Origin of the sequence: Pseudoalteromonas sp. NBT06-2, from assembly GCF_002276045.1 — a bacterium.
GTDB lineage: Bacteria > Pseudomonadota > Gammaproteobacteria > Enterobacterales > Alteromonadaceae > Pseudoalteromonas.
Window position 1 is genome coordinate 1 of sequence record NZ_NQMR01000169.1, and the last position, 12428, is coordinate 12428.

Annotated in this window: 12 protein-coding genes; 5 read left to right on the top strand and 7 right to left on the bottom strand. The window is 33.8% G+C overall.

All coding sequences use genetic code 11. The features are described from left to right. A partial coding sequence (locus CJF42_RS28210) for a hypothetical protein (RefSeq protein ID WP_141235632.1) occupies positions 1 to 243 on the bottom strand: 243 nt, incomplete at its 3' end. A 415-nt stretch (positions 244 to 658) separates the two neighbouring features. On the opposite strand from CJF42_RS28210, the gene edd reads away from it, so the two are divergent. The 3 genes from edd to gap are packed head-to-tail and all read left to right on the top strand — an operon-like array spanning position 659 to position 4177. Beyond that, positions 659 to 2515 (top strand): phosphogluconate dehydratase, encoded by a 1857-nt coding sequence (edd, locus tag CJF42_RS22460; RefSeq protein WP_095368799.1) that lies wholly within the window; start codon positions 659 to 661, stop codon positions 2513 to 2515. 17 nt (positions 2516 to 2532) lie between these two features. Continuing rightward, positions 2533 to 3150 (top strand): bifunctional 4-hydroxy-2-oxoglutarate aldolase/2-dehydro-3-deoxy-phosphogluconate aldolase, encoded by a 618-nt coding sequence (gene eda, locus CJF42_RS22465; RefSeq protein ID WP_095368800.1) that lies wholly within the window; start codon positions 2533 to 2535, stop codon positions 3148 to 3150. A gap of 19 nt (positions 3151 to 3169) precedes the next feature. Then, positions 3170 to 4177 carry a type I glyceraldehyde-3-phosphate dehydrogenase gene (gene gap, locus CJF42_RS22470; RefSeq protein WP_095368801.1) on the top strand — a complete coding sequence of 336 codons (1008 nt, stop codon included), beginning with the start codon at positions 3170 to 3172 and terminating at the stop codon, positions 4175 to 4177. A gap of 240 nt (positions 4178 to 4417) precedes the next feature. Here gap and CJF42_RS22475 read toward each other — a convergent pair whose 3' ends face one another. The 6 genes from CJF42_RS22475 to CJF42_RS22500 all read right to left on the bottom strand — a co-directional run bounded on the left by CJF42_RS22475 (position 4418) and on the right by CJF42_RS22500 (position 10706). Further along, positions 4418 to 5356, bottom strand: a complete 939-nt coding sequence (locus CJF42_RS22475) for a LysR family transcriptional regulator (RefSeq protein WP_095368802.1) — start codon at positions 5354 to 5356, stop codon at positions 4418 to 4420. Positions 5357 to 5429: 73 nt separating this feature from the next. After that, positions 5430 to 7145 carry a bifunctional isocitrate dehydrogenase kinase/phosphatase gene (gene aceK / locus CJF42_RS22480; RefSeq protein ID WP_095368803.1) on the bottom strand — a complete coding sequence of 572 codons (1716 nt, stop codon included), beginning with the start codon at positions 7143 to 7145 and terminating at the stop codon, positions 5430 to 5432. Between the two features lie 39 nt (positions 7146 to 7184). Continuing rightward, positions 7185 to 8096: a hypothetical protein gene (locus CJF42_RS22485; protein WP_252097705.1), complete on the bottom strand. Its 912-nt coding sequence runs from the start codon at positions 8094 to 8096 to the stop codon at positions 7185 to 7187. 320 nt (positions 8097 to 8416) lie between these two features. Then, positions 8417 to 8926: a hypothetical protein gene (locus CJF42_RS22490; protein WP_095368805.1), complete on the bottom strand. Its 510-nt coding sequence runs from the start codon at positions 8924 to 8926 to the stop codon at positions 8417 to 8419. Between the two features lie 24 nt (positions 8927 to 8950). Further along, positions 8951 to 10444, bottom strand: a complete 1494-nt coding sequence (locus tag CJF42_RS22495) for a DUF3413 domain-containing protein (RefSeq protein ID WP_095368806.1) — start codon at positions 10442 to 10444, stop codon at positions 8951 to 8953. 46 nt (positions 10445 to 10490) lie between these two features. Then, positions 10491 to 10706 carry a YejL family protein gene (locus CJF42_RS22500; protein WP_095368807.1) on the bottom strand — a complete coding sequence of 72 codons (216 nt, stop codon included), beginning with the start codon at positions 10704 to 10706 and terminating at the stop codon, positions 10491 to 10493. A gap of 61 nt (positions 10707 to 10767) precedes the next feature. On the opposite strand from CJF42_RS22500, the gene yejK reads away from it, so the two are divergent. After that, a complete protein-coding gene (gene yejK, locus CJF42_RS22505; RefSeq protein WP_095368808.1) occupies positions 10768 to 11781 on the top strand; it encodes a nucleoid-associated protein YejK in 1014 nt (337 codons plus the stop codon). Positions 11782 to 11914: 133 nt separating this feature from the next. Then, positions 11915 to 12325 (top strand): glycoside hydrolase family protein, encoded by a 411-nt coding sequence (locus tag CJF42_RS22510; protein ID WP_095368809.1) that lies wholly within the window; start codon positions 11915 to 11917, stop codon positions 12323 to 12325. Positions 12326 to 12428 lie beyond the last annotated feature (103 nt).

The window sequence follows — 12428 nt, forward strand, 5'->3', positions numbered from 1 at the left end:
TATGTGTGATTTTTGGCCATACTTTAAACTGATCGGTGCTCTAGGGGCTGCTGATCTTTCGAGATTACTTTTGCAGCGAATTGTTGGGTATTTATACAAGGCAGAGGCTTTGTCATGTGGTTGTTCCACATAAAAAGGCGATAACGCAGTAAAAATACCCAACAAACGCTGTCCGAAGGATTCGGCTAAAAGCATTTTATTCTTTGTTGAGTCGTATTTACTTAGAATGACTAGGCGACACACTACTCGCCGCGACTAAAATGCTTTTATCTCGAACAAAATTTAACCCTGAAAGATCAACAGCCCCTAATGTTGTGACATTCTTCTAATATTAATGACATTTAAATAAATCATGATGTTCATATCAAATCGTAAAATAAATAATTCGCAAAATTTAAAAAATTCTACTAAATTTAAATTATACAGTTGACACCGGTGTCATAAACGTGAGTTAATAATGACACCGGTGTCAGGTTGTGATTGTGAGAGACATAATTTATACCGTACCTTTGAACGGGTAATTACTGTGCTTGATATCAATTTTATACGTGGAGTCGTATAAGTTGATATCGAGCCTTTTCTCTTAAATTTCTCACTATTTTTCTCGAAACTTTAATACCCAAAGAGAAGAGAATCGAATTTTTAAAAGAGTAAATATATGCTTCACCGTCGAATTAAAGAAGTAACTGAACGCGTAGTTAACGCAAGTAAAGTAACTAGAACAGCATATCTTGAACGTATGTCTCATGCAAAAACTCAAACAAGAGTAAGAACAGGCTTAGGGTGTGGTAATTTAGCCCACGTAATGGCAGCTTGTAGTCCAGGCGAAAAAGATTTATTAAAAGACGATGTACAACCCAATTTAGCAATTATCAATTCTTACAATGATATGCTTTCAGCACATGTGCCGTATAAAGATTATCCAGATTTAATCAAATCAGTAGCAAATAAATATAATGCAACTGTGCAAGTTGCCGGTGGTGTACCTGCAATGTGTGATGGTGTAACTCAGGGCCGTGACGGTATGGAGTTATCTCTCTTTTCTCGTGATGTTATTGCGATGTCTACAGCAATTTCATTATCACATGATGTATTTGATGGCGTATTTTGTTTGGGTGTATGTGACAAAATTGTACCAGGTCTATTAATTGGTGCTTTATCATTTGGTCATTTACCTGTGATTTTTATGCCCGCAGGTCCTATGGCTTCAGGTTTAGCGAATAAAGAAAAAGCACGTGTTCGTCAACAGTTTGCACAAGGTAAAATTGGACGTGAAGAATTATTAGAAGCAGAAAGTGCTTCATACCACAGTGCTGGTACTTGTACTTTTTTTGGAACAGCAAATAGTAACCAAATGCTAATGGAAATAATGGGACTGCACTTACCTGGTAGCTCATTTATTAATCCTTACACAGAATTAAGAGATGGCTTAACAGCCAATGCAACTGAGACTATGTTGCAACAACTTATAGAAACGAAAGATGCAAACAGTTTATCTGATGTTGTGAGCGAAAAAACGATTATAAATGGTTTAGTTGGCTTATTAGCAACAGGTGGTTCTACTAACCATGCGATTCATTTAGTTGCTATCGCAAAAGCGGCTGGTATTGAACTGACTTGGAAAGATATGGCTGACTTATCAGAAGTTGTGCCTTTACTTACTCGTATTTACCCAAATGGACATGCTGATGTTAATCATTTTCAAGCAGCAGGCGGTATGGGCTTTTTAATTAGAGAATTATTAAGTGCAGGAATGTTACATGAAAATGTTAAAACAATTGTTGGTGATAGCTTGAATGACTACGCAAAAGAGCCGCGTATAGTAAATAATGCAAATGTGATCATTACTGATTCTACTGGCCCTGTAAAAATAGACTGGGTAGATTGTGTAGAAAAATCTTTAGATGAAGAAGTACTTAGGCCTTATACCGATGCATTTAGCCCTCAAGGGGGATTGCAATTATTAAAAGGTAATTTAGGTGATTCCGTTATTAAAGTATCTGCAGTAGCTGCAGAGCATCAAGTAGTAACAGCACCTGCAAAAGTATTTAATTCGCAAGTTGGTTTACAGCAAGCATTTTCAAATGGTGAATTAGAAACAGACTTTATCGCAGTGATTAAAGAACAGGGACCTAAAGCTAAAGGCATGCCTGAGCTTCATAAGTTAACGCCTATAATGGCATCACAGCAAGATAAAGGCTTTAAAGTTGCTATTGTAACTGATGGCCGTATGTCAGGCGCATCAGGTAAAGTACCAGCTGCAATTCATTTAGCACCAGAAGCAATTGAAGGCGGCATGATAGCTAAAATCCGTGAAGGGGACATTATTTCATTAAATGCACCGAATGGAGAGTTGGTATTACATGTTTCAGATGAAGAATTAGCTAATAGAGAACACGAGATATCAGAGCAAACGTTGACATTTGGTACTGGTAGAGAATTATTTGAAGGCTTACGCCAAACAGTAAGTAGTGCGGATTTAGGTGCCAGTGCATTTGGTTCTATTTACCCATAAACAGGAAAATAACAAGAATGACTATTGAAAAAATATTAACAGCAGCACCCGTAGTTCCTGTAGTTGTAATCGAAAATTTAGAAGACGCAGTGCCATTGGCACAAGCGCTTTATAACGGTGGCCTTAAAACATTAGAGATCACATTAAGAACAGCTATTGCTGCTGAAGCTGTAAAGCTGATTAAGCAAGCGGTTCCAGATGCCTTTGTTGGTACGGGTACTGTTATCAATAAAGAAACTTTTAATGCATCAGTGGAAGCCGGCGCTGACTTTATGGTTAGTCCGGGTGTAAATGCTGAACTATTAGAATTAGCTAAAGAAACAGATATCCCATTTTTAGCTGGTGCTGCAACACCCAGTGAAGTAATGAACTTAGCAGCACATGGATTCAAATATCTTAAATTTTTTCCAGCAGTAGCTGCGGGTGGTGTGCCTATGCTTAAATCAATTGCAGGGCCACTGCCACAAATTAAATTTTGTCCAACAGGTGGAATCAACTTAGCAAGCGCATCAGAGTTTTTAGAACTTGATAATGTCGTGTGCGTTGGTGGTACTTGGATGCTTGATAAGCAATTAATTAAAGATAAAAACTGGATTGAGATTGAAGAATTAGCACGTCAAGCAAGTAAATTATAGTTTTTAAGGGGAATAAAAAATGATTAAAATAGCAATTAACGGTTATGGTCGAATTGGTCGCAATGTATTACGTGCCCTTTACGAATCAGACCGTAGTGAAGAAATTAAAATTGTCGCGATTAATGATTTAGCACCAGCAAATGTAAACACGCATTTAACACAATTTGACTCTGTTCATGGTCGTTTTAATCAAAAAGTAAAACTTGATGGTACAACGTTGATTGTTGCTGAAGATAAAATAATCCTTACACAAGAACGAGATCCAGAAAATTTACCTTGGAAAGAGCTAGAAATTGATATTGTTTTAGAATGTACAGGTTTATTCACAAGTCGTGATGCAGCTGAAAAACATATTAAAGCAGGTGCAAAGCGTGTAATTATTTCTGCACCAGGTTCTGATTTAGATGCAACCGTTGTTCATGGTGTGAATAGTGAAGTATTAACATCAGATAGCATTATAATCTCAAATGCATCTTGTACAACTAACTGTTTAGCGCCAGTAGCTAAAGCATTAAATGATAAAATTGGTATTGAGCAAGGTAGCATGACAACAATTCATGCTTACACTAACGATCAAAGCTTATCTGATGTTTATCACCCTGATTTATACCGTGCTCGTAGTGCAACACAGTCTATGATCCCAACTAAAACAGGTGCTGCAAAAGCTGTTGGTTTAGTATTACCTGAACTTGCTGGTAAATTAGATGGTATGGCTGTACGTGTACCAACTATTAATGTATCTGTTGTTGATTTAACTTTAATCGTATCTCGTGATACTTCAATTGTAGAAGTAAACGAAGCAATTAAAACTGCATCTGAAGGTGCAATGGCAGGCGTGCTTGAGTACAACGAGTTACCACTTGTATCTATTGATTTTAATCATAATCCAGCTTCTTCAATTTTCGATGCAACGCAAACAAAAGTTGATGGTAAATTAGTTAAAGTAATGGCTTGGTACGATAACGAATGGGGTTTTTCAAATCGTATGCTAGATCAAGTAGCAACACTGGCTAAATTTATTAATTAAAAAATTACTGCGCTTTATCCAAAGTTACAAAGGTCAACAAGTGTTGGCCTTTATTAATGAGTAAAACCAAAAAAGGGGTCGGAGTACATTAATTATTGTATTTGCGAATTTTCTCATAAATTATAATTTATTATTTTATAAATTACTTTGTAATTAGTTGCTTAAATTTATATTTAAAGAATAGATAGTTGAGTAAGTTAATAATTTAAATTCTATTAACTCCGACCCCTTTATTTTTTATTATTGAAGTTCTTGCGCAACTTCTGATATCTGTTGTCTTAACCAAATATGACTTGCGTCTCTATGGAGTAATGGACTCCAAATCATATCAAGTTCAAATGGCGCTATTGGGAAAGGAGCATCCAAAATCTTGATATCTGCGCTGTTTTGATAAATCTTAGCCACTTTTGATGGTAAGGTAGCGATTAAATTTTGCTCTTTGGCTAAATGAATTGCGACATGATAATTACGTGTAAAAGAGGCTATATTACGTTGTTTGCCAAATTTAGCTAAGGCTTCATCAACCCAGCCTAGCTTTTGTATATCGGCAGGATCCATGCCAACACCAACACCAAAACCTGTTTTGCTAACCCAAATATGTCTGGCTTTTAAATATGAATCTAAACTGAAATTTTCTATTACGGGGTTGTTAGAGTTTACTAAACAAGAGAAACTGTCTTTCCAAATTCTTTTTTGATGAAAGGATTGTGGTAGGTTATCAAAGCGATTGATTGCCATATCAACTTTGCCATTTTCTACATCGTGGAATGTAACATCACTCGGTGTTACGATATCTAATGTTGTATCAGGAGCATGTAATTGAAGTTTATTAAGCAGTTTAGGTGCTAATGTACTTGCAGCATAATCACTTGCCATGATACGAAATACACGTCGACTTTTACTTGGTTCAAAGTCTCGATTGGGTTGTAATGTTTCTTCTAATGTAAGTAAAACCCCTCGGATCACGGGTTGAAGCTCTTTGGCTCTTTCTGTCGGCACCATACCATCACTGGTTCTGACTAGAATAGGGTCGTTAAGTAAGTTCCTTAATCGCTTTAAACCATTGCTCATTGCCGGTTGTGTAATGCTGAGCTGATTGGCTGCGCGTGTAACATTACACTCTCTCAATAATGTATCAAGGTATACTAATAAATTGAGATCTATTTTATTGATATTCATTAAATAATTGCCGAGGTTAATTTAAATTAATTATATGAATGATACTAACGGTTAATAACGTAAACTGCTAGTATTATAAAAATACAAAACGTTGTTTTGTCGGATAAGGATAAATATTTTTAAATTGTCCTTCTTTTATTTTTTGTTGCGCATTTATCCAGTAATTAACATCTAATAGTTCAGGATGTTGGGACTCAAGAGATTGTTTAACTTCAGGGTTAGTCGTTACAAATGTGGTGAGTTGTTCAGGAAATACATCTTGTGGTGCAACAGATAAGCTTATATCGTTGAGTAAGTAGTCATGATAATTATCAGACTTAGGAAAGGCACGAAAGTTCATATCGGTCAAATATTGTACTTCATCATAATCATAAAAAACGACGCGGTTATGATCTGTTAATCCAAAGTTTTTTAATAACATATCACCAGGAAAAATATTGACACTTATCATATCTTTTAAAGCTTTACCGTAATCATTCATTACACGGTTAATTGAATCCTTAGGTGCATCAGCTAAATATAAGTTTAGTGGGATCATACGTCGCTCAATATACATATGTTTAATAATCACCAAATCTTTATCAAACTCTAATGATGAACCGATAGTGTTTTTTAGCTCAGTTAATAGTTGAGGGTTAAATTGATTTATCGGTAATGCAACATCAGAGTATTCAATTGTATCAGCCATACGACCAACCCTATCGTGCTGTTTTACGAGTTGATATCTTTGTAATACGGTTTTTTTACCAAAGGGCTTTCCTTCGCCAAATTTATCTCTGATCACTTTAAATACATAAGGAAAAGAAGGTAATGTGAACACCATCATCACCATACCTCTTGTTCCCGCAGCGACACAAAATTTATCTTTTGTTGTTTTTAAATGCTGATGCAGTTCTCGATAAAACTGTGTCTTTCCTTGTTTATGAAAACCTATCGCATTGTATAGCTCGGCAGACGTTTTATTTGGCATTAATTGATTTAAAAATTTAACAAGCGCTGAAGGTGCTGACGTTTCAACCATAAAATAAGCACGAGCAAAACCAAATATAACACGCATTTGATCAGAGTCAGTTAATAAGGCATCTAAAAATAAACCTTTTCCTTTGTCATGTAATACAGGGATGATAAAAGGTTGAATGCCACTTTTTGATACTACTCGACCTATAATATAAGCAGCTTTATTTCGATAAAAAGGTTGTTTTAGAATATCAAATCGCATTTGATATGCTTTATGGTGAGTGTTAGATGATTGTTTTAAAAAGGCTTTAACTAGTAAATTGATATCTCGAGATAAATTTATAAAAGGTACTTTAAAATCAAACTGCTTAATAATGTCTTTAATTGTGGGTTTCAAACTTTTAATAACAGGGAAGTAGCTTTGATATTCGGATTCAATAGGTACCGGAATATTCTCTTTAATTGTCGTTTCAACAAAAATGAAATTATTATTAAAATAACTGCGATGAAATAAACGGCAAAAAACAGAATTATAAAATGATTCAGCAAGTTCAGCTTGCGGATGAAATTGAAGGTATTCTTGGTAAGTAGCACGTACTTTTAACCAAAGCTTATCATCAAGCCCTATATGCAAGTTTTGTTTCAATTTTGAAATTGTTTCATTAACACGTTTATCATAAAAGCTAATTCGGTCACTATTTGCTTGATGACTATCTTGCCAATTAGCTTCAGAAAATGCTTTATGGGCTTTTCGGGTAACGGCTTTAAATAATGAAAAGTGATTATTGAAGCCCTTTAATATGTATTCAGCAATTTGGAATTCACAATTCATTATTCACCCTTTGGAGTTTATGCTCTAAATAACCATAACCTATTTTAATAACATAAACCATACTGAAATATAATCAGGTAAATGCCGATTAGCGGCTGCATATTCTTTGAATCCACCATAACTGCCAGACAAATAATCTAATTGATATAGGTTATTTTCAAATGCACCACCTGTATCCGCCAAAATAGCCATTTTGTATTCACTATGACTTTTATAATCAAATTGAGTAAATAATAAATGCCCCAAACCAAGTTTATAGATATCACCCGCAAAAGTGACTTCAGGGATAACGGTCACTTTGTTATTGGCATCTTTACCATAGCCAAGAATGCCCTGAACTTGCTTAAAATACCAATATCGGTTCTGTTCATAAGGTTTTATTTTTCGATCATAACCCATGCCATTATTTCTATGCACATTAAATACTTTTTTTTCACCGTTAACATCGGCTACCACAGTACCTTGCATTAATGATGACTCTAAATCTTTTCTAGATAAGAATATTAAAGGTTCAGCTTGTTTGGGAGAGTCTAAAACACCTTTTAATATTTCTTGTTTGGTATATTTATAGCGCGTTAAAGTTGTATTTTCTTGCGCTTGCTCTAAAGTTAAATTACTTTCATCAAGTGGTAATTTGTATAGTGCATAGGGGTGTTTTTTTGATTTATTTAAACGTGCTTTAGCTTGATGAATATAATATTTTGTCATCAATATTTTATCTTTAGGTAAGTTTATTAATAACTTTTTATTTTGAGACAATTTTTGTGCGTGTAAAGTATCGGGTTTCCAATTTATAAATTTAAAGTTTCTTTGAATAAAGTCTGGATTTAATAGTCGTTCAGGGCGATTAGCTGCTAGGTCTTCTTTATGAACTTTACATATAAATGATAATGATTGTTTAATTTTAGCAGAAGTAATGCCCATTTTAGTCAGTACGTTGCTATGGATCACTTTTGGGTCGTATATGTTACCTTTATTAAGATAGTTTTTCGTTGAATTAGCGACTTTACAGAGTTTATCAATATTAGTATTTATAGGGTGATTGAACTGGATTTTCTGCTCGGTAAAAGAAAAGGAATAAACATTTAAACTGGTACAAAATAGTAATGTAAGTATTAAATTTAAAAAGACATGCTTGGTTTTAAAATAGAATTTGTTTCGTTTGTTGTTAAAAAAAGACATTAAGTAATTTTGCTTACAATCATGGCACAGTATATACATTTTAAATTGCTAAAATATTAAGGCAATATATATTCAATTTATAGCTGAGTTTATTTCTTCTTTTGAAACTTTTTAAGCTCTTTAGTTAAATGGCTTAAATTTTTCTCTTCCACTTTTACAAGTTTATTGTATTTTTTATTTATTTTTTTTAATGCTAGCTCTACTTGTTTTTTTGTTATGATTTTGTCTTGTTTAGACATCATACGTTCTAACTTTTGTTCTTCATGTACTTGTTTTTTTGCCTGGGTTCGTTTTAAAACTCGTACTTTATTTTGACTTGAAGATAATTTTGACTCGACAATCTGTAAGCGTTGTTGATATTGAATTTTATTTAAGCTTTTTATATCAGTGTTGGTATTGCGTATTTTTCTAGGAGTAAATGTAGAAATCTTCTTAAGTTTAGCATCTTTAGAGCAAGGAAGTTGACTGAAAATAACCCCTTTATCTGTTTCACATTGATAAAAATTAGTTGAAGTTGTATTGGCTAATACAGTATATGGCGTATATAAAGCAAAAAGAATAAACCGATAATGTTTATATCTACATATAACTTGTCCCATACATACTCCAGATTTATTTTATGTTTAATTACCTATAAAACGTTTCAACCTTTTTATGCTTTCTACCAAAAATGGCACATCAAAGTTATTATCAAGTAAGAACCCTTGAGCCGCAGATATATTCTTATATGAACCATCAGCTTCGATCAAGGTTATTTTATCTTTTTTGTAGGCTATAAATACACCTTGTGTATAATTTATGCCTGTTCCGTTATGTTTATGATAAATATTTCTACCAATTAATGTTTGCTTTATTAAATCGTCACATGACCAATATTGGTCTAATACAGTTGCGAGTATGTCCATAGGCTGTAATAAATCACTGTTGTTTGAAAGCGATTTATCGTTAACATATACGGAACTAACAGTGACTGGTACGGTTTGTTTTGGTGAAAGAGAAAAGGCTATAATATGTTTCGCATTGATACGTACTTTTGTATCTCTATTTGCTGCAACTATCCTCATGGCTGCATTTTCATCATTAGGGATAAAGCTAAAACTTTCAAAACCTGAAATGGATATTCCTTGGTTTCCAATCCAAGCAGGGATCGTTTTTTTCGATAAAATTGGTTTTTTATAAAAGGCCGGTAATCCATAGAGCAAGTTGAATACTGAATCTTCATGAGATGTCGGTTGTAAAAAAAGTTCAACTTGGCTCAGAGATGTTGTTTGGACTTGTAAAAATTGTTCAAGTGTTTCATTGTTTTCAAATATTAATATATCAGTTAGAGGTTTTACTTGTTTGGGACAATATTTTATATTTGTGGGTAATAAATATGCAGCATGAGATGTTTCTAATTGTTCGGTTTTAGCTTGTTTATAAAGTTCTAAATCAAGTAATTCATTTTTTGCAAGCAAGCTTTTAGCTGTTGTAGGATATGATAAAGGTAAAATATTATCTTGCTTTGTAATATCAAACTTAAAATTTGCATCAGCCCAAATATGTATTGAATGGCTTAAGGCAAAACTCGTTAATAATATTCCTGTGAAAATCTTGCCAAAACTCAACTGTTTTAATTTATTCAAATGCTGCCAGGTATAATTACTTATTATTAATTCAAAACTGAGAACGATTAAAACAAATGCTCCAGCAGAAAAGGTCGCAACAATCGGGGATGAAGAAATAGTATGCCAAACTAAAGAGACTATTTGAGGTAAGGCCGATGTACTTAAGTGATAACCTAAGTTATAAAATACATAAGCATCAAAAGCCATCAAAGAAGCACCAAAGCTCGCTAAAATAGCCGCCATGCCACGAATATGTCTTGGATAAGGAAATACTAAACTTAAAGGAAATATTGTTAACACAAACCCTAAGAAGGTGATAAAACCAACATGACCTAACCAAGTCAGTATCATATAAATTGAGCCCATAGTAGTATTAGGGCTTGTATCGGAAAATAAATAAGCAAGACTAATCAATAAAGCGAGGCATATATTGGCAAATGTAAACCAATGGCCCCAACTTAATAACTGACTTGCTTTTGATGAAAAAGGACTTTGTGTAGATAGATTCATTTATTTTACCGATAATTAGCTAATATAAAGAAATTAAACTATATAATTATTGTTTTATAGACTGTGTAAGTACATTAGCAAAGTTTTTTGTTAATTCTGCTCGTTGTGGCTCAGGAACATGCTCTTTTACGATATGCGTGATAGCATTACCTAAGCACATTAAGCTAAGATCTACAGGTGCATTATGAGAAGAGAGTACATTGATTAGTTCATCAATGATAACTTCTACTTCTTTATTAGTGTATTTTGACTGAATTGGCATTAAAAGTTCTACTATAAAAAAAATTGTTTGAATATTAACATTTGAGGCGCAAAAAACAAAGATGACAACTGAAGTTCAAAAGCTAGTCGTTCATTATGTCGACAAAAAAGACGAAAAAATTGAAATTCATTTAAGAAATGATGAAATGATAGTGAATGATAAGGTCAATGTTTTTATTGAGCAACTTCATCACGCCTATAACGGTAAACCAGGAAAAGGTTTTTGTGGTTTTAGCGGTGAAAAAAATGGCTCTGTGGCAACTGCTATGCAAAGTTATCGCATGGGAGATTTACATTTTTGGAATATGACAGAGCAAGCGACAGAGATTCTAAAAGAAGAATTAAATAAATATGCATTTAATGAAACAGGCTATTTAATTTTTTGTCATTATCAATATGTTGCAACTGATTATATGTTAATTGCTATGGTCAACATTAAAGATCATTACTCTATTACATCTGAATTAGATTTAGCGGCATCAAGACATTTAGATATCAGTAAAATGCAACTTGCTGCGAGAATAGACTTACAACAATGGTCTGCGGATCCTGAGTCTAATCGTTATATCTCTTTTATTAAAGGGCGTGCTGGTCGAAAAGTAGCTGATTTCTTTTTAGATTTTTTAGGGTGTGAAGAAGGCATTGATGCAAAACATCAAAGCAAAGTGATGCTTGAAGCCGTTGAAGACTATTTAAGTGAACAAGAATACGATAAACAAGAGAAAACAGATTTACGTAAGCAGGTTTTTGAATATTGTAGCGATTGTGTTACTACGGGCTCTGATGCGCAAGTTGATGCTTTATCAGACACCATTAGTAAAAGTGATGGTGTTGATTTCGATACTTTCTATAAAGAGCAAAGCTATGAGTTAGAAGAGAGTTTCCCTGTAGATAAAAAAACGGTAACAAGCATGGTAAAGTTCTCAGGAATGGGAGCGGGTGTGAGTATTAGTTTTGAACGTAAACATTTAGGTGAGCGAATTCATTATAATGAGCATTCAGATACTTTAACAATCCAAGGCGTTCCTCCAAATCTCAAAGAGCAGTTGCAAAAATATTTGGTAGATAATAATTAAATGACACTGAGGTCGAAATTGACCTGTTAATTTAAGTTAGAAATATTATGATTTAATTATGCTGAACAAGCTTTTAATTATAATCAAATAATACATAACCCGAAGGCTAATAACCTATCGGGTTTTTTTAACTATGAAACGTGCTCTTGAACAAATAAAAAAACACGAAGGTTTTAGCCGTTACCCTTATTCTACCGATACTAAAGAGCTATATATCGGTTATGGTCGAAAACTTGATTCTTATGGGGTGACACAAGATGAAGCTGAAATGCTATTGGCTAATGATCTTAGCTTATTGCAAAATATGATCCAAATATCTATTGATACAAAAAGTTGCAATTCTCCTCGCTTAGCTTCTTTAGTGACACTTTCCTATAATTTGGGCTTTGATGGTTTAATGAATTTTAAACATACCCTAAAATGTGCAGAAAAAGCCACGTTTAGTAGTGTTTCAGACGAATTGTTGCAAAGTCATTGGGCTCGAAAAAAACCAATCAGAGCTGTAGAGTTAATTTTGCAATTGGAATCAGGTGAATGGCAATAAATAGGTTTATACTCATGTTACTTCAAAATGCATGTTTCAGAGCTATCTGAGCGAGCCGAATTCAAGGTGTGTTGATGCAGCTATACCCAAGCCACTTGATAAT